Annotated in this window: 13 protein-coding genes; 1 reads left to right on the top strand and 12 read right to left on the bottom strand. The window is 66.9% G+C overall.

The genetic code is table 11. The annotated features are described in order from the left end of the window. Nucleotides 1-11 precede the first annotated feature (11 nt). Nucleotides 12-881 carry a HEPN domain-containing protein gene (locus EJP67_RS19675; RefSeq protein ID WP_206169528.1) on the top strand — a complete coding sequence of 290 codons (870 nt, stop codon included), beginning with the start codon at nt 12-14 and terminating at the stop codon, nt 879-881. 206 nt (nt 882-1,087) lie between these two features. On the opposite strand, the gene EJP67_RS19670 is transcribed toward EJP67_RS19675, so the two are convergent. The 12 genes from EJP67_RS19670 to EJP67_RS19615 all read right to left on the bottom strand — a co-directional run bounded on the left by EJP67_RS19670 (nt 1,088) and on the right by EJP67_RS19615 (nt 17,243). Further along, nucleotides 1,088-1,339 carry a hypothetical protein gene (locus EJP67_RS19670; protein WP_240650708.1) on the bottom strand — a complete coding sequence of 84 codons (252 nt, stop codon included), beginning with the start codon at nt 1,337-1,339 and terminating at the stop codon, nt 1,088-1,090. Nucleotides 1,340-1,707: 368 nt separating this feature from the next. Then, nucleotides 1,708-2,382: a response regulator transcription factor gene (locus EJP67_RS19665; protein ID WP_126023386.1), complete on the bottom strand. Its 675-nt coding sequence runs from the start codon at nt 2,380-2,382 to the stop codon at nt 1,708-1,710. After that, nucleotides 2,379-3,761, bottom strand: a complete 1,383-nt coding sequence (locus EJP67_RS19660; RefSeq protein WP_126023385.1) for a cache domain-containing protein — start codon at nt 3,759-3,761, stop codon at nt 2,379-2,381. The genes EJP67_RS19665 and EJP67_RS19660 overlap by 4 nt, the downstream gene beginning before the upstream one ends. A gap of 38 nt (nt 3,762-3,799) precedes the next feature. Next, nucleotides 3,800-5,047, bottom strand: a complete 1,248-nt coding sequence (locus tag EJP67_RS19655; RefSeq protein ID WP_126023384.1) for an MFS transporter — start codon at nt 5,045-5,047, stop codon at nt 3,800-3,802. A gap of 225 nt (nt 5,048-5,272) precedes the next feature. After that, a complete protein-coding gene (locus EJP67_RS19650; RefSeq protein WP_126023383.1) occupies nt 5,273-6,646 on the bottom strand; it encodes a HipA domain-containing protein in 1,374 nt (457 codons plus the stop codon). Nucleotides 6,647-7,037: 391 nt separating this feature from the next. Next, nucleotides 7,038-7,964, bottom strand: coding sequence for a DedA family protein/thiosulfate sulfurtransferase GlpE (locus EJP67_RS19645; RefSeq protein WP_240650707.1), 927 nt, complete (start codon nt 7,962-7,964; stop codon nt 7,038-7,040). A gap of 212 nt (nt 7,965-8,176) precedes the next feature. Next, entirely contained in the window at nt 8,177-9,553 is a 1,377-nt protein-coding gene (locus EJP67_RS19640) for a heavy metal sensor histidine kinase (protein ID WP_126023381.1), read from the bottom strand. Continuing rightward, nucleotides 9,550-10,245 (bottom strand): heavy metal response regulator transcription factor, encoded by a 696-nt coding sequence (locus tag EJP67_RS19635; protein WP_126023380.1) that lies wholly within the window; start codon nt 10,243-10,245, stop codon nt 9,550-9,552. The genes EJP67_RS19640 and EJP67_RS19635 overlap by 4 nt, the downstream gene beginning before the upstream one ends. Nucleotides 10,246-10,278: 33 nt before the next feature. Continuing rightward, nucleotides 10,279-13,446, bottom strand: a complete 3,168-nt coding sequence (locus EJP67_RS19630) for an efflux RND transporter permease subunit (protein ID WP_126023379.1) — start codon at nt 13,444-13,446, stop codon at nt 10,279-10,281. Next, nucleotides 13,443-14,660, bottom strand: a complete 1,218-nt coding sequence (locus EJP67_RS19625) for an efflux RND transporter periplasmic adaptor subunit (RefSeq protein WP_126023378.1) — start codon at nt 14,658-14,660, stop codon at nt 13,443-13,445. The genes EJP67_RS19630 and EJP67_RS19625 overlap by 4 nt, the downstream gene beginning before the upstream one ends. Nucleotides 14,661-14,664: 4 nt before the next feature. Continuing rightward, the gene (locus EJP67_RS19620) at nt 14,665-16,158 is read right to left on the bottom strand and encodes an efflux transporter outer membrane subunit (protein WP_126023377.1); all 1,494 of its coding nucleotides are present in this window, start codon (nt 16,156-16,158) and stop codon (nt 14,665-14,667) included. A gap of 74 nt (nt 16,159-16,232) precedes the next feature. Further along, nucleotides 16,233-17,243, bottom strand: a complete 1,011-nt coding sequence (locus tag EJP67_RS19615) for an aldo/keto reductase (RefSeq protein ID WP_126023376.1) — start codon at nt 17,241-17,243, stop codon at nt 16,233-16,235. Nucleotides 17,244-17,343 lie beyond the last annotated feature (100 nt).

Here is a 17,343-nt window from a genome sequence, read left to right as displayed (position 1 = left end):
TAGCCAGTCACTTGGCCATCGATGCCTCACCGGTTCCGCAAGCGAATAGTCCAGCTGTCGTCATTCGTAATGGTGCGATGGTGATGTTATTTTGCGCGCTGGAAGGTTTTATCCGTGACCGGAGCTTGGAGTGTGCTCGCGCAATAAATCAAACATCTGTCCCATACAGCCATCTCCCCGCTTCATTAAAGGCAGCATCTCTTATTTCCACCTTTGAAGGGCTGATGAATTTGTCGCGTCAAATGTCTTTCACGGATAGGCTCACCGCATTTGAGAAAGCCTCGGTCGCGGTCGCAAGCGGAGCATTGGGTGCTCCATACAACTTTACCGAATATTCGTTCGCTCGCGACAAATCGAATATCACTGCCGATGATATTTCAAAAATTGCGAAAGGCTTTGGAGTAGAAAATTTCTGGAACGCGGCGCGAGCGATATGCGCCAAGATCGGAGCACCAATAGTTGGGAATCTCGACGAAATTTTTAAGCAGCTTGCCCTAGACAGGCATAAGGCGGCTCATGCCTCCTCTTATTCAGTCTCTCATAACCGATTGACTTCTGCGCTACCCGAAGCACTTGTATTGGCATTAGCTTTCGATGTATTGGTATCAGCCGCAACAGCCCGTCTAAGCAGCTCGAGAATTGCGACAGGGCTTCCGCCGTCCGCGCTGACTGCCAACGATGTCGACTTCATTACTGTTCGACCGCATCAAACCAATAAGTGGGCCGCTTTCAGCCCTGCTAGAGCCCGAGCACTTTTCACCGAATCCTCGCAAGGTGAAGCTCTCTCGCGAGCGGTCACTGTCGCAGCATCGAGACAACTGTCAATCCTATGCAAGGACAACACTGGACGTGCATCGAGTTGGAAAACGCTACTCGGTTGAGCAATTGACCGGTATGTACTGACGTACTACGGCGTGACTGCATTTGGCTATCGATCGCAGATCGACATAGCTACGTGGATCTAAAAACAATCTCTCTTAACGCTATACAGCCTCTCGTTGGCGGCTACCCAAGTGCGTGCCTTCAGACCGTCACGCATCGAACGATAGCGCCAAGCCACCTCCGGCGACTCGGCGCCCCGAGTCGTTTACCCAGCCGGACTAATCTCCTGATAAAGCGCCACAGCCTCCCGCGCCAAATCCGAAGCAATCCAAAGCAGATTCTCCCGATGCGCCTCCCCCGCATCCTGGAACCATCCGTCCCCGGCGCCGTAGAAGCACCAGAGCAGCGAGTTCAGCTGCTCCAGCTTGTTCTCCAGAAGACCGGCCGGGTCCCGTGTCGTGGTGGTCGCGTCCGCGGAAGCCGGCTTTGCTGCGCCGGCCATAATTCGTTTAGCCATTTGGTGTGCTCGCTTTCCAAAGTAATGCACGTCACTTGGTTAGACGGCTGAGGTGTTCGCGCACCTTGGCCGTCGCCTTTTGCGCCTCACGTTCGCGTCGATGCAGGTCGCACCGACAGCCCACCGCAAGGCAATGCGGTTTCACTCAAGAGAAGTCTCTGTGTGCTCTGCCCTCCATGCCCACTTGGTGGGTCGTTCAACCACAGGGGCATTCACTGTATAGAAGACCAGGCAGGGCAGAAGTGACTTTCTGCCCAGAACTTGCCGATTCCTTCGCTTGATCGCGAGGCGGCGGCGCCAGTCCACAAAGCGCTGACAGTCGCGGGATCGATCAGCGAAAAAGAGGCTGCGGGAGCGGCTGCATCAATTCAGGAATCGCGCCCGAATTCGCGCGCATGTTCCACCGCGTACTTGATGAGCTCGGCCTGCCCTTCGATGCCCAGGCGGCGCTTGATGCTCTGCCGGTGCGCCTCCACGGTGCGCACGCTCAGGCCCAGGTCGCGCGCGATCTGCTTGCTCGATTCGCCTCGGCCCAGCGCTGAAAGAATCTCGCTCTCGCGCGGGGTGAGCAGCGGCCTGGGCTCCTGCGTGCGGAAGAGTTTCTTCGACACGGCCGGGCTCAGGAAGGTGCCGCCGGCCGACACGGCCTCGATGGCCGCGACGATCTCTGCCGCAGGCGCGTCTTTCAGCACGTAGCCGCGCGCGCCCACCTGCAGGGCCTTCTGCACGTACTCGGGGTTGTCGTACATGCTGAGCATCACGATGTGCGGCGCGCCCTGGCGCTGCAGTAGCAATGCCGCGAGCTCGATGCCGTTCATGTCCTTCATGCCGACGTCCATCAGCATGAGGTCGGGCCGCACGCTTTCCACCAGCTCCAGCGCTTCGGCGGCGCTGCCGGCCTCGCCGACGATCTCGAGGTTGGGCATGGAGCCGAGCCTTGCGCGCAGGCCGTCGCGCACCAGCGGGTGGTCGTCCACCAGGAAGAGGCGGACCGTTGTCGCGGGTGTCGAAGGGGGCGTCGTGGGCTTGGGTGCGGTCGTCATGCTGCTGCTGTTTGCGCCTTCGCGCTGCGGGCGGGCACTTCGGCTTCGATGGATGTGCGCCCGGCGTTGCTGCACATGGTGAGCCGCCCGCCGATGGCTTCCATGCGCTCGCGCATGTTGCGCAGGCCGATGCCGCGCCGGGGGTCGAGCTGCACGGCCTGAATGTCGAAGCCGGTGCCGTCGTCGCTCACTTCGAGGCGCACGCCTTCCTCTTCGTCGAAGCTCAGCGCAATGTGCACGTGCTGCGCCTTGGCATGCTTGCGCACGTTGGTCAGCGCCTCCTGCGTGAGGCGGAAGAGCGCGGTCTTCACCTCGGGCTGCAGCTCGAAGGATTCGCCGCCGATCATCATCGAGGCATCGACGCCGCCGCCCTCTTCCCTGAACTCGTCGACCAGCCGCTCCAGCGCGGCGGGCAGGCCCAGGGTGTCGAGCAACGCGGGGCGCAGGCGGTGCGATATGCGGCGCACTTCTATCAGCGAATCGTTGAGCCGCTGCAGCGCCTTCACCAGCGCAGGCGGCGTAGGCTGCTGCTGGCGGTCGAGCGATTCGACGGCCGATTCGATCAACAGCTTGGCCGACACCAGCGTCTGGCTGGTGCCGTCGTGCAGCTCGCGCGCGAGGTGGCCGCGCTCTTCTTCCTGCGACTGCACCACGCGGCGCGCGAGCAGCCGCAGCTTGGCCTCTGCCGTGCGGTGCTCGCTCAGGTTCAGCAGCAGGCCGGCGGCGCTGACCACGCCGAGGCACAGCGCGGCAATGCCCGCAATCCACAGCAGCGTGGCCGTGACGTTGGCGTTCATCTGCCGGTCGAGGGTGTCCATGGTCGACTGGATGTCGTCGAGGTACAGGCCGGTGCCGACCATCCAGTTCCAGCGCGGCATAGCGGTCACGTAGCCGAGCTTTGGCGCCATCTGCGCGCTCGAAGGCTTGCGCCATTCGTACTCGACGTAGCCGCCGCCTTTTTCTTTCGCGCCCTTGATCAGCTCCTGGATGGTGTAGCGCCCGTGCGAATCGCGCAGCTCCCACAGGTTCTGGCCCACCAGCTCGGGCTGGCGCGAATGCATGAGGGAGTTGCCCTCCAGGTCGTAGACGAAGAAGTAGCCGTCGTCGCCGTAGTTGAGCGCGGCCAGCCGGCGCAGCGCCTCGTTGCGGGTGGCTTCGTCGTCCTGGCCCGATTCGTACAGCGGCAGCAGGTTGCTCACGGCCAGATCGACATAACTGCGCAGCTCGCTGCGGCGCTGGGCCATGTAGCTGCGCTCGATGAGAGCACGCTCGCGCTCGGCCAAGTCGTGCTCCTGGTGGCGCACCGCCAGCGCCACCAGCACCAGTGCGATGAGCAATGGTGCGACGGCCAGGGCGACGATCTTGGTGCGGAGGTTCATCGGGTGGCAAGGCTACCACCGCGCCTCCGGGGGTCGGATCAGCCGCCCACGGCTGCCGGAGCGGCTACCCGCTTGAACTCCGTCGCGTAGTAAAGCAGCGCCAGCACCACATACCCGCCACCCAGCAGGCACAGCCCGCTCCACCCATGGAAGGCATACACCGCGGCCGCGATGCCCGAGGCCACCGCCGCGCAGATGAAGATGAAGGTCATGAACAGGCCGTTGAGCCGGCCGCGCAGTTCGGGCGCGAGCATGAAGAGGCTGCGGAAGTTCAGCACCTGGCACAACTGCACAGCGCCGTCGAGCAGGATGCCGGCCGCGACCAGGCCGGCCAGCGAGCGGTAGTGCATGGAGACGGCGCCCAGCACGAAGGAGAACAGCGCGACCGCGATGGCTCCGCCGGTGGCAGGGCGCGTCCAACCCCGGTCGGCCAGCCGGCCTGCCACCGGTGCCAGCAGCGCGCCCGCCGCGCCGGCCAGCGCGAAGAGCGCGATGCCGCGCTGGCCCATGCCGAACTCGTGCACCAGCGCGAGCGGCACGGCCGTCCAGAAGGCCTGGAAGGCGGAGAACATCATTCCCTGGTAGAAGCCGCGGCGGCGCAGCAGCGGCGTGTTCAGCACGATGCCGGGCAGCGAGGCCATGGTGCGCGCATAGCCCACCGAGGCATGCGGGTGGCGCCGCGGCAGCGCACGCCACAGCACGGCGATGAGGGTGGCCATCAGCACGGCCGACACCCAGAACACCGCGCGCCAGCCCAGCGCGGAAGCCACCACGCTGGCGAAAGGCCGCGCCAGCATGATCCCGCCCAGCAGGCCGGCCATGATGTTGCCGACCACCTTGCCGCGCGTGGCCTCGGGCGCGAGGTGCGAGGCAAAGGGCAGCAGCACCTGGGCCGCGACTGCGCAGGTGCCAACCACGAAGGAAGCGGCGAGGAAGGTGATGGCCGAGTTCGACAGCGCGATGCCCACCAGCCCGATCACCGCGCCAAAAAGCGCGCCCACGATGAGCCGGCGGTTCTCGACCACGTCGGCCAGCGGCACCAGCAGCAGCAGGCCGGCGCCGTAGCCGAGCTGGGTGAGCGTCATGATGAGCCCGGCCAGGCCGGCGTGCAGCTGCAGCGTGTCGGAGATGGGGCCGATGAGCGGCTGGGCGTAGTAGATGTTGGCCACGCACAGGCCGCAGGCGACGGCGAAGACCAGCGTGAGGGCCGGGCTGAGGCCGGGCGCGGCGGGGTGGGCGGAATGAGCGGAATCAGCGGCTTGCGCCGTCGAGGATGGAGAGGACACGGAGGGATCCCGGTTTGCGAGAGGGCTTGCTTCAGGGTTAACCCGAAGGCCGGGCACCATAGCACGCGGGGCGGGTTTCTGCAGGCGCGGGCCTTGGGCCGTAGGCGCGCGGTGATCCCGTCTTGAGCCGGCCCCAGAGTCCATGACGGTGGTGTCCGCCAAGAGTCAGGATTGCATGGAACTCAACAACCCGCGGTCACTGTGCAGCCGCAGTCCCTTGTGCGTTCAGCGCGGTTGGTCCATGGCGCCTGATGAATCCTCGTGCGTGGAAGATTCGAGCGCAGGCAGCAGGGGCGTCACTATCTCGGTAACCCGCTGGGCGTTGCCGATGCCGATCTCGCGCATCGGGCTGGACAGCCGCGTGTCTGCGGCGGCTGACAACCAGAAGGCGTGCGAGGCACGGAACGCCTGCTCCCACACGTCGGACCTGGCTCCCAGGGATTGGAACGACGGGGTGACCAGCCTCAACTCCGGCTCGATGCCGCCGCCTACGGGCGCATACATCATCGGGAGCATGTCATAGGCCGGAGACACGTCACGGGGCTGGCCGTGCGCATCGGTCATGAGGGAGAGATTTTCGAAATGGCGATCGCCGTTGCCAATCAGCTCCGAGAAGGCTGTCAGGACAAGGACCTTGCGTACGGAGTCCGCCCCGAGAATCGCCGCCTCTTCGCATCGCTGAGCGAATGCCGGCCAGTTGTCCCGCATGCCGAACAGTTCGTCGTCGATCGCGCCGGCGGAAATCATGCCCCGTCGTCCAAAGCGGCCCACTCGATCAAAACGCTCGACTTCGAGAAACCCATACCCGTCGCTCTCGAAATAGTGCGCTGACGCGGCCTCGATGCCGGCCTCTTGCAGCGCACGCAACGCCAGCTCCTCCAGGACAAGCAGCTCCGATGATCTGGTCCCGACGCGGGCGAACTTCACAATGAGATGGCCGCGCGTTTCGGTTTCGCATGTGAACTTGGGTTGCTCGCCGCCTGCGCTGCTGCCAGCGCCTGTTTGGGTCGTGGAGGTCGCAAGTTGTGGATAGACCCGGGCAATGTCTGCGCTCGCGATCGGCGCGACCTGTCGGGATGCCATGTGCGTGGCGAACGAATTGGCTCCCCACATGAGGGATCCCGGTACGTCCGAGCCCATGGAGCAAAGAAACTTCACGCGGTGATCGTCGGACCAGTCCCGCAAGGATGCAGGCACCCTCAGCTCCGCGGCAACCACCTTTGCGATCCGTGCGCCCAGGTAGCCCGATGGCGCCGCGAACGCCATGGCAGGCGGCAGTCCTTGGTGGAGGCGACTGTCCGGGCCATCCAGGTCAACCCAGGTACCGCCTCCAGAAAGAAAATTGACCTTTCCCAATTCCGTCACCCGGCCCTCTTCGTCCACCCGAAACACCGGTTGAGGCGAAGGAACCGGGTCACTGCGGACAAGCGCGTAGCGTGGGGTTCGCACACCCGGTTCTCTGAAACGGATGACTTCGCGTCCTAATTCCTGAATAGTTCGAGACAGGGTGGGCTGGCTTGTACCGAGAAGCGCCAAAAGATCGTTAGTTGGCCTCGCCCCCTGAGCCAAGGCCTGTCGAACAATGGAGGTACGGTTCATCTAGTTGCCTGCTTCCAGGTTGGTGTGGCGCTGAATGAATTATTGGTTGAATAGTTCAAAGAATTGATGAAATTATGCCTGGATGCGCGTCTTTTAGCTAGGAAACGATGTGTCGTGCGCGTCATCGTCGGCGGGCGCCGAGGAGGAAGGCGCGCGGTGATCCCGTCTTGACGACGGCCCTTCGATCAGCGCACTGCGGTTGGCTGGCAGCGATGCGGCAGTAACTCTCCGACGCGACTGGCCGACCGCAGGGCCTGGCGCCAACGTGAGCGAGACGAACTCGGCTTGCGGGTGGCCGGCCTTCGAGGTGATGCCTCTCGCGTCGACCATGCGGCGCCACCTGAGAACGAGGTCGGCGTTGAGGCCACGGGCCAGCGCCACTTGGAGACGTTCAGTCGACCGTGGTCGGCCGGCCCGAGGCCACCCAGGCGTCGAGCCCGCCCGTCAGCGGCAGCGCCCGCCGCGCACCGCGCGCCAGCAGCACGCGCGCGGCCTGCGCGGCCGACACCTCGTTGGGGCAGTTGCAGTACAGAACCACGTCGCGCCCCGCCGCGTGCGACAGGTCGAGGCTGCGCTGCTGCAACGCCTTGAGGGTGTACGACTGCGCCCCCGGAATGCGGCGCGGGTCGACCTGCACGCCGGCCTTGCCGCGCACGTCGATCACCAGCGGGGGCTCCTCGCCGCTGAGCAGCTCGTGCAGCTCTTCCACCGAGATGCGCGGCATGCCCGTGAGCCGCATGAAGGCGCGGCGGCGCCAGTAGCGCACCGCGAGAATCACCGCCAGCAGCACGGCCACCGCTGCCGTGGCAATGCCGCCGGCCTGCGCCATGATGGCCAGCACCTCCTGGATCTGGTTGCGGAACACCCAGCCCAGCCCGAGGAAGAGCCCGGTCCACACCAGCGCCGCGCCCACGTCGAAGCCGATGAAGCGCCGCACCGACATGCCCAGCGCCCCGGCCATCGGCGGCGCCACCACCGACACGCCCGGCACGAACTTGGCGGCGACCAGCGAAAGGCCGCCCCAGTCGGAGATGAGGGATTCGCCGCGCCGCACGCACGAATCCGGCGACAGCGAGATGCGGCACAACATGCGCATGAAGCGGTAGCCGAAGCGCCGGCCGGCGTAGAACCACGCGCCGTCGCCCAGCAGGTTGGCGATGACGGCCGCCACCACCACGCCGGCCACCGAGACATCGCCCGCCGCCAGCAGCGCGCCCGTGAGCACCAGCACTGCCGCAGCCGGCACGGGCAGCCCGAGGCGCGCGGCAAAACTGGCGGCGAACACCACCAGGATCGCGTTCTGCACGAGCAGGGACATCAGCTGCGCCATGGCTGCCCTTGCCCGGATGCCGGAAGAATTTGCGGTGGTTGCGTGCTGTTCATGCCGGCAGCGATTCTCCGGCATGGCCCAAGAACGTACTGCCCTGCGGACATTCGCGGGATGCCGCGGAACCGGCTTTGCCGGGCCGCAGGCATCGCCCCCGGTGAGGGGGTTGGCGGCCACACGAAGTGGGCAAGCCTGGGGGAGAGCTAATTCCCTACGCTGAAGCCGAAGGTATTCCAGCCTTCTTCGCTCGAAGCGCTGACCTGCCCGCCATGCATGCTCGCCACCGCTTTCACGATGGCCAGGCCCAGGCCATGGCCGTGGTGCTCGCCGCCGTCGTTGCGGGCCTCGTCGACGCGGTAGAACCGGTCGAACAGGTGCTGCAGGTGCTGCGCGTCGATGGGCTCGCCGGGGTTCGACACGGTGATCCAGGTGGCTGCAGCCTCTTCGCGCAGCCTCACGGCGATCTGTGCGCCGGGCTTCGAATGCTCGATGGCGTTCTGCAGCAGGTTCGACATCGCGCGGCGGAAGAGCGCGCTCTCCAGCCGCGCCTCGGCCTGCACGTCGCCCTCGATGACGACCTGCGCACGCGTCTCGTCGAGCACGAACTCGAAGAACTCGATGGTCTTGCGCACTTCCTGCGCCACGGGGGTGAGCACCAGCCCGGTGGCCACCTCGCCACGGTCGGCGCGCGCGAGGAACAGCATGTCGTTGACGATGGAACGCACCCGCTCCAGGTCTTCGAGGTTGGCCTGCAGCACCTCCTGGAACTCGCTGGCGCTGCGCTGGCGCGAGAGCGCCACCTGCGTGCTGCCGATGAGGTTGGCCAGCGGCGTGCGCAGCTCGTGCGCCACGTCGGCGTTGAAGGCTTCGAGCTGGCCGTAGGCTTCTTCGAGCCGGCTCAGCGCGCCGTTGAATGCTTCGGCCAGCGCCGAGAGTTCCACGGGCAGCGGCTCCGCGCGCAGCCGCTGCGACAGCGTCTTGGGCCGCAGCGCCTGCGCCTCCTTCGACAGCCGCTCCAGCGGCCGCAACCCCACGCGGGCGATCCAGTAGCCCGAGAAGGCCACCACCAGCACCGCGCCCAGCCCGAGCGCGACCAGCGCACTCAGGAAAGCCTGGCGCGTGCGCGCATAGGGCTCGGTGTTGCGCCCGACGATCAGCCGCACCGCCGGCCGCTGCTCGAAGGGATCGATGTGCACCGACAGGGTACGGAACGGCCGCTCCTGCCCCGGCAGCTCGATCACGCTGGTGTGGCCGTTGGCCTCGCGGGTGAGCCCGTCGATCTCGGCCAGGCCCTTGCCGTACTGGAAGCGCGGGTCGTCGCTGAGCACCCAGAAGCGCACGCTGCCGTCTTCGGGGGTAAGCGCGTCCATGCGCGCCTGCACGCGCGACCAGCGCTCGGGGCTGCCGATGGCCTTGATCCAGAACTGCAGGCTCTTGAGGGTGGTGTCGAGCTCCTCGTACTGGTGCCGCTCCAGCTCTCGCGCCAGCACGTTGTGCAGCGCGAAGCCGGCCAGCGCGAAGGTGGCGAGCGCCACGGCCGCGAACATCAGCACCAGCCGCGCGGTGATGGAGCGCTTCACGAGGCGGCGCCCTCCCCTGCTCCCTCGCGCAGTTCCATCACGTAGCCCATGCCGCGGATGGTGTGCAGCAGCTTCGGGCTGAAGGGCGCGTCGATCTTGTCGCGCAGCCGCTTGATGGCCACCTCCACCACGTTGGTGTTGCTGTCGAAGTTCATGTCCCACACCAACTCGGCGATCGCGGTCTTCGAAAGGATCTCGCCCTGGCGGCGCGCCAGCACGGCCAGCAGCGCGAACTCCTTGGCGGTGAGGTCGATGCGGGCGCTGCCACGGAATGCCTTGCGCGCCAGCAGGTCGATCTGCAGGTCGGCAATGCGCAGCTGCATCGGCTCCTGCTTGCGGCCGCGGCGGTTGAGCGCCTGCAGCCGCGCCAGCAGTTCGAGAAAGGAGAAGGGCTTGACGAGGTAGTCGTCGGCCCCTTCGTGCAGGCCCTTGATGCGGTCTTCCACGCGGTCGCGCGCGGTGAGCATGATGACCGGCGTCTGCTTCACGGCGCGCAGCGCGCGCAACACCGAGAAGCCGTCCTGGCCCGGCAGCATCACGTCGAGCACGATCACGTCGTACTCGTGCGTGAGCGCGAGGTGCTGGCCGTCGATGCCGTTGTGCGCCATGTCGACCGCGCAGCCCTGCTCGGTCAGCCCCTTGGAGAGGTAGTCCGCGGTTCTCAGTTCGTCTTCGACAATCAGGATCTTCATGGCATGGGCTTGCGCTGCGTCAACCGGTGGCGCTCATCCGTGCTGCACCTCGGCGGCTACCTCGGCCTTGCCGGCCTTCCTGGCCTTGCGCGCTTCCTTGCGGCGCATGTACCAGTAGTGGGCGCGGTCGAGGTACAGGTAGACCACGGGGGTCGTGAACAGCGTGAGCGCCTGCGAGAGTATCAGCCCGCCGACCATCGCGTAGCCCAGCGGCCGCCGCAGCTCGGAGCCCGAGCCGTGGCCCAGCATCAGCGGCAGGCCAGAGAGCAGCGCGCACATGGTGGTCATCATGATCGGGCGGAAGCGCAGCAGGCAGGCCTGGTAGATGGCTTCCTGCGGCGTCATGCCCTGCTCGCGCTCGGCCTTGAGCGCGAAGTCGATCATCATGATGCCGTTCTTCTTCACGATGCCGATGAGCAGGATGATGCCGATCAGCGCGATCACGCTCAGGTCGTAGCCGCCCGCCATCAATATCAGCAGCGCGCCCACGCCGGCCGAGGGCAGCGTCGAGAGAATGGTCAGCGGGTGGATGTAGCTCTCGTAGAGCAGGCCCAGGACGATGTACACCGCCACCAGCGCTGCCGCGATCAGGTAGGGCTGCGAAGCCAGCGAATCTTGAAAGGCCTGCGCCGTGCCCTGGAACGAGCCGGTGAGCGACTGCGGCAGCCCCATGTCGGCCTGCGCCTTGTTGATGGCGTTCACCGCGTCGCCCAGCGCATGGCCCGGCGCGAGGTTGAACGAGATGGTCACGGCCGGGAACTGGCCCTGGTGGCTGATCGAGAGATAGGCCGTCTTGCTGGTGTCCACCTTCACGAAGGTCGACAGCGGCACCTGCTGGCCGGTGATGGGCGAGTTGAGGTACAGCTTGCTGAAGAGCGCCGGGTCCTGCTGCAGCGCGGGCGTCACTTCCAGCACCACGTGGTAGCTGTTGAGCTGGGTGAAGTACTGCGCCACCTGCCGCTGGCCGATGGCGTCGTACAGCGTGGCGTCGATGGTGGCCGGAGAGATGCCGAAGCTCGACGCGCGGTCGCGGTCGATGGTGAGCACGGCCGAGGCGGCGGCGTTCTGCTGGTCGGTGGCCAGGTCGGTGATCTCGGGCAGCTGCCTGAAGCGCTCCAGCAGCCTGGGCGCCCAGGTGTTGAGCTCGTCGAGGTTGGCGTCGGTCACCGTGTACTGGTACTGCGTGCGCGAGGCCCGGCCGCCCACGCGGATGTCCTGCCCCGCCTGCAGGAACAGGTTCACGCCCTGCACCTTGGCCAGCTGCGGTCGCAGCCGCGCGATGACCTCGTCGGCGCTGGCGGTGCGGCCCTCGTCCTTGGGCTTCAGGCTGATGTAGAAGTTGCCGGTGTTGTAGGTGGACGAACTGCCGTTCATGCCGAAGCCGGTCACGTCCGGGTCCTTGCGCACCACGTCGGCCAGCTCGACCATGCGGGCGTTCATCGACGCGAAGGAAGCGTCCTGCGCCGACTCTGCAAAGCCCGAGATGAAGCCCGTGTCCTGCTGCGGGAAGAAGCCCTTGGGAATGAACACGAACAACACGCCCGTGGCCGCCACCGTGGCGATGAAGGTCATGAGCGTGATGAACTGGTGGTCGAGCACCACGTGAAGCCCGCGCTTGTAGGCGCCGAGCATGGCGTCGAAGCCGCGCTCGAAGAGCTGGTAGAGCCGCCCGTGCTGGCTGCCGTGCTCGTTCTTCAGGAAGCGCGAGCACAGCATGGGCGTGAGCGTGAGCGAGATCACCACGCTCACCACGATGGTGAGCGTGACCGTCACCGCGAACTCGCGAAACAGGCGCCCCACGATGCCGCCCATGAGCAGCAGCGGAATGAACACCGCCACCAGCGACACCGAGATGGAGATGATGGTGAAGCCGATCTCGCCCGCGCCCTTGTACGCGGCCTCCACGGCCGACATGCCTTCTTCGACGTAGCGGTAGATGTTCTCCAGCATGACGATGGCGTCGTCCACCACGAAGCCGACCGCGATGGTCAGCGCCATGAGCGAGAGGTTGTCGAGGCTGTAGCCCAGCAGGTACATCACCGCCACCGTGCCCAGCAGCGCCAGCGGCACCGTCACGCTGGGGATGAGCGTGGCCGGCACGTTGCGCAGGAACACGAAGATCACCGCCACCACCAGCGCGATGGTCAGCAGCAGGGTGAACTCCACGTCCTTCACCGAGGCGCGGATGGTCTGGGTGCGGTCGATGATGGCGTTGACCTCCACCGTCGGCGGAATCGACGCCTTCAGCCTCGGCAGCGCGGCGTTGATGCGGTCCACCGTCTCGATGACGTTGGCGCCCGGCTGCTTGGTGATGGCCAGCACGATGGAGCGGCCGTTCTGCACGTTGCTGCCCTCGGGCGCGGCGGCGCCCGCGTAGGCCCAGCCGGCGATCTTGGCGTTCTCGGGGCCGTCCACCGCCACGCCCAGGTCGCTCACGCGGATGGGCGCGCCGTTGCGGTAGGCCAGCACCACGTCGTTCCACGGCTTGGCCTTCAGCAGCTGGTCGTTCGTGTAGACGGTGAAGCTCTGGTTGGGTCCGTCGATGGTGCCCTTGGGCGCGTTGACGGTGGCCGAGGCGAGCACGGTGCGCACGTCTTCCAGGCTCAGGCCCAGCGCGGCGAGCTTGGCGGGGTCGACCTGCACCCGCACCGCCGGCTTCTGCACGCCGCCGATGTTGACCAGGCCCACGCCCGATATCTGCGATATCTGCTGCGCGAGGATGTTGTCGGCGTAGTCGTTCACCTCGGTCAGCGGCAGCGTCTTCGACTGCACCGAAAGAATGAGGATGGGCGCGTCGGCCGGGTTCACCTTGCGGAAGGTGGGCGGGCTCGGCAGGTTGGCGGGCAGCTGGCCGGTCGATGCATTGATGGCGGCCTGCACGTCGAGCGCGGCCGCGTCGATGCTGCGGTCGAGGTCGAACTGCAGCGTGATCTGGGTGGAGCCCAGGCCGCTGGTTGATGTCATCTGCGAGAGCCCTGCGATCAGCGAGAACTGCCGCTCCAGCGGCTGCGCCACGTTCGACGCCATGGTCTCGGGGCTGGCGCCCGGCAGGTTGGCCGAGACCTGGATGGTCGGAAAGTCGACCTGCGGCAGCGGCGCCACCGGCAGCAGCGGAAACACCGCCGCGCCGACCAGCAGGATGGCCAGCGCCAGCAGCGTGGTGCCGATGGGGCGCTTGATGAATGCGGCGGAGATGCTCAATTGCTGCTCCCGCTGGCAACCTTCTTGCCGTCGGCATTCTTAGCGGCGGCGGGCGGCGGCTCGACGATGGTGGCGCCGGGCTTGAGCTTGTACTGGCCGTCGACCACCACGCGCTGGCCGGCCTCCAGGCCCTTGTCGATCACGGCCGTGCCGTCGGCGATCTGCACCACGTGCACCGGTACGCTGGCGACCTTGTTCTCTGCATCGACGGCCCAGACGTAGGTGCTGTCCTGGCCGCGCTGCACCGCGGCGGCAGGCAGCGTGAGCGAGTCGGCCCGGCGGTCGAGCTGCAGCCGCACGTTGACGAACTGGCCCGGCCACAGCGTGTGCTGCGGATTGGCGAAGCTGCCCTTGAGCTGCACCGTGCCGCTGGTGGTGTCGATCTGGTTGTTCAGCAATATCAGCTTGCCGGTGCCCAGCATCTGCGTGCCGCTGCGGTCGTAGGCCACCACCGAAAGAGGCTGGCTGCTCTGCTGCTGCACGCGGTTGATGTCCTGCACCGCCTCTTCGGGCAGCGTGAACTGCACGGCGATCGGGTCGATCTGGTTGATGACGACCAGCCCGTTGGCGTCGGCTGCGTGGACGATGTTGCCCGGGTCCACCAGCCGCGCGCCCACACGGCCGTTCATGGGCGAGGAAATGCGCGTGAAGCTCAGCTGCACCTCGGCGTACTGCACCTGGGCCGCGTCGTTCTGCACCGCCGCTTCGAGCTGGTTGACCAGGGCCTTCTGCGTGTCGACCTGCTGCTGCGTGGCGGCGTCCTGCGAGAGCAGCGTGGTGTAGCGCTTGAGGTCGGCACGGGCATTCGCCAGCGTGGCCTGGTCCTTGGCCTTGGCGGCCTGCGCCTGCGCGAGCTGGGCCTGCAGCGTGCGCGGGTCGAGCTGGGCCAGCAGCTGGCCGGCCTTCACGTCCTGCCCCTCGACGAAGCCCACCTTGTCGAGCTGGCCGTCGATGCGCGCCTTGACCGTCACGGTGGCCATCGAGGCGACGGTGCCGATGCCCGAGCGGTAGACCTGCACGGTCTGGGTCGCGACGCGCGCGGTGGTCACCTGCACGGGCGGGCTCTTCGGCGCGTCGGGCTTGGCCGCGTTGGCCGCGTGGTGGGTGAGCGCCCAGGCGCCGCCGCCGAGCACGAGCACCAGGGTGGCGGTCGCGAGCCAGGTGGAGCGGCGCTGGAACAGGGGGAGCGTGGTGGTTTCTGCGGTCGTCGTCATGGCATCAATTCCCGGAAGTCTTCGGTGCGGCGTCTGCAGCGGTGGCGGCGTTCCAGCCGCCGCCCGTGGCTGCAATCAGCGAGACGCTGGCGGCCAGCTGGCGGCCGAGCACCTGCGCGGCCGTGCGCTGGTTGGTGAGCGAAAGCGTCTGCGCCGTCACCACGCTGAGGTAGGTGGCGGTGCCCGCGCGGTACTGGCTCAGCGCCATGCGCTCGGCGAGCTGGGCAGCGCGCACCGCGTCGGCCTGCAGTGCCGATTCGTTGTCGAGCACGCGCAGGGTGGCGAGGTTGTCTTCCACCTGCTGGAATCCCGCGAGCACGGTCTGCTTGTATTGCGCAACCGAAGCGTCGTAGGCGGCCACGGCCTGGTCGCTGTGCGCCTTGCGCAGGCCACCGTCGAACACGGTCTGCGCCAGCGCCGCGCCCAGCGACCACACGCGGCTGGGCGTGTTGAACAACGTGCCCAGCGTTGCAGCGCTGAAGCCGCCGCTGGCGCTGAGCACGATCTGCGGGTAGTAGGCGGCCTTGGCTACGCCGATGTTGGCGTTGGCGGCCTGCACGCGGCGCTCTGCGCCCGCGATGTCGGGGCGGCGCTCCAGCAGTTCCGAGGGCAGGCCGGCAGGCGTCACAGGAAGTTGCAGGCGCAGCGCGGCGGCTGACGAAAGCGATTCGGCGGTCGGCGGGTTCGAAGAGGTCTCGAGCGGCGGCAGCGAGAACGACGCGGGCGCCTGACCGGTCAGCACCGCGATGGCGTGTTCGAGCTGGCTGCGCTGGGCTTCGAGATCGACCGCCTGCGCCTGCGCGGTCTTCAGCTGGCTTTCGGCCAGCGCCACGTCGGAGCGCAGCACGGTGCCGGCCGCGTACTGGTGCTGCGTGAGCTCGAGCGCCTTGGCGTAGGCGGCGGTGGTGCTGGCGTAAAGCTCGCGTTGCAGGTCGATCACGCGGATCTGCAGGTAGTCCTGCGCCAGCGTGGTCTGGATGCTGAGCCGCGCGCCGGCCAGGTCGTCGGCGCTGGCCTGCGCGCCGGCATTGCCGGCCTCGACCGAGCGGCGCACCGCGCCCCAGATGTCGGGCTCCCAGCTCGCGGCGAGGCCCAAGGTGTCGGTGGTGCCGAGCTTGACGGTGCCGGTGCTGTTGGTCTGGGCGCGCGTGGCGCCGGCGTTGAGGCCCACCGTGGGGAAGAAGCCCGCACGCGCCGCGGCGGCCAGCGCCTGCGCCTGGCGGTACTGAGCCTCGGCCACGCGGATGTTCTGGTTGGCCGCGTTGGCCTGCACGATCAGCGCGCTGAGCGTGCTGTCGCCGAAGGCGTCCCACCAGGGATGGTCGGCGTCGATGGTCTGCGGGGCGGCGGTCTTCCAGGGGCCGCCGGTTTCTTTGAAGGCGGCGGGCACGTCCAGCTGCGGGCGGACGTAGTCGGGGCCGACGGCGCAGCCCGCGAGGAGCAAGGCGGCCAGCGCGAGGGCTGCGCGCGGGAGATGAGGGGCGTCGGAGAAAACCATGATGAGGGCACTCTAGGCACCCCCATCAAACCCCTCGCTGTCGCTTAACTGACAGTTCTGACAGTTTCAGTTTGTCAGCGCGGGGCGTCTCCCTTGCGGTATTCGGCGGTCAGCTCGTCCAGCTTCTGCTTGAGGGCCGGGTCGAGCTTGTATTCCGCCGCCGCGATGGTCGCGTCGAGCTGATCGGGGCGGCTCGCACCGAGCAGCGGCGCGGTGATGAGCGGGTTGGCCATCACCCAGGCCACGGCCAGGGTGGCCAGCGGCACGCCGGCTTCATCGGCGAGCTTGTGCAGCTGCGTGACGGTGTTGAAGCTGCGTTCGTTCCAGTAGCGGTCCTGGTACATGCCGCCGGCGGTGCCGAGCGTGAAGCGGGTGTTTTCCTCGGGCTTGCCGCCGGGCTTGTACTTGCCGGTCAGCAGGCCGCCGGCCAGCGGGTTGTAGGGAATCACGCCCAGGCCCTCTTCGCCTGCCAGCGGGAGCAGCTCGCGCTCGATCTCGCGGAACAGCAGGCTGTAGCGCGGCTGCACCGACACGTAGCGCGTGAGCCTCAGCAGGTCGGACTTGCCCAGCGCGCGGGCCAGGCGGTAGGCCAGGAAGTTCGACACGCCGATGTAGCGCGCGCGGCCCGACTTCACGATGGTGTCGAGCGCCTCCAGGCTCTCTTCGAGCGGCGTCTCGCGGTCGTCCATGTGCAGCTGGTAGAGGTCGACGTGGTCGGTCTTCAGCCGCTTGAGCGAGGCATCGATGGCGTCGAGCAGGTGCTTGCGCGATGCGCCTTGGTCCCAGCTGTTGGGGCCGACCTTGTTGACCGCCTTGGTCGCCAGCACGAAGCGGCGGCGGCCGGCGGGGCCCTGCTTCTCGAGCCAGTTGCCGATGATTTCCTCGGTGCGGCCGGCCGTCTCGATGGTGCCGCCGAGCGGGTAGACGTCGGCGGTGTCGAGGAAGTTGATGCCGCCCTCGGCCGCCTTGTCGAGGATCTGGTGCGACACGGCCTCGTCGGTCTGCAGGCCGAAGGTCATGGTGCCGAGCGCAAGGCGGGAGACGGTGAGGCCGGTGCGGCCGAGACGGGTGGAGGGAATGCTCATGGTGTTCGGTTCTCGCTCTGGAGGGAAGGAGATGAGATGGAAGGGAGGGAGCGGCGGCCATCATAGGCACGGCCGCGCGACCCTGCAGGCGGGCGGGCGT

Source organism: Variovorax guangxiensis, assembly GCF_003952165.1.
Taxonomy (GTDB): Bacteria; Pseudomonadota; Gammaproteobacteria; order Burkholderiales; family Burkholderiaceae_C; genus Variovorax; species Variovorax guangxiensis.
The sequence above is the reverse complement of the archived record's forward strand: the minus strand, read 5'-3'. Positions and strand labels throughout refer to the sequence as shown.

Excerpts from the sequence above, each read along its gene's own strand:
- EJP67_RS19650 (WP_126023383.1), bottom strand. The coding sequence starts at position 6,646 with ATGAACCGTACCTCCATTGTTCGACAGGCCTTGGCTCAGGGGGCGAGG.
- EJP67_RS19635 (WP_126023380.1), bottom strand. The coding sequence starts at position 10,245 with ATGAAGATCCTGATTGTCGAAGACGAACTGAGAACCGCGGACTACCTC.
- EJP67_RS19645 (WP_240650707.1), bottom strand. The coding sequence starts at position 7,964 with ATGTCCCTGCTCGTGCAGAACGCGATCCTGGTGGTGTTCGCCGCCAGT.
- EJP67_RS19665 (WP_126023386.1), bottom strand. The coding sequence starts at position 2,382 with ATGACGACCGCACCCAAGCCCACGACGCCCCCTTCGACACCCGCGACA.
- EJP67_RS19615 (WP_126023376.1), bottom strand. The coding sequence starts at position 17,243 with ATGAGCATTCCCTCCACCCGTCTCGGCCGCACCGGCCTCACCGTCTCC.
- EJP67_RS19620 (WP_126023377.1), bottom strand. The coding sequence starts at position 16,158 with ATGGTTTTCTCCGACGCCCCTCATCTCCCGCGCGCAGCCCTCGCGCTG.
- EJP67_RS19625 (WP_126023378.1), bottom strand. The coding sequence starts at position 14,660 with ATGACGACGACCGCAGAAACCACCACGCTCCCCCTGTTCCAGCGCCGC.
- EJP67_RS19670 (WP_240650708.1), bottom strand. The coding sequence starts at position 1,339 with ATGGCTAAACGAATTATGGCCGGCGCAGCAAAGCCGGCTTCCGCGGAC.
- EJP67_RS19660 (WP_126023385.1), bottom strand. The coding sequence starts at position 3,761 with ATGAACCTCCGCACCAAGATCGTCGCCCTGGCCGTCGCACCATTGCTC.